Source organism: Peribacillus sp. SIMBA_075 (assembly GCF_046534585.1).
The window spans coordinates 1-256 of the sequence record NZ_JAWRYN010001022.1 but is presented as its reverse complement, the minus strand read 5'-3'; the positions used below and the strand labels follow the sequence as shown (position 1 = coordinate 256).

Sequence of the window (256 nt, the reverse complement as noted above, 5' to 3'; positions counted from 1 at the left end):
AAAAGAAGAAAAGCCGATAGAATTGCAAGAGCAAAAGATTAATATTGTTCATACCGGGACTATATATAAATCATTACGTGATATTACTCCATTGTGTGATGCATTAGATAAATTGAAAATTGAAAACAAGAGTTTGTTTGATAAATTACACTTTATTTTTATTGGTCAATTTGACAAGCAACAAGACGAGTTGAAATTAAAAGAATTTGAAAATGTAACAATAAAACCATTAATTCCTTATAAGGAAGCGTTAAAG

1 pseudogene is annotated in these 256 nt (G+C 27.3%); it reads left to right on the top strand.

From position 1 onward, the window contains the following. Positions 1 to 256, top strand: a pseudogene (locus tag SB775_RS31390) (hypothetical protein); the annotation flags it as partial.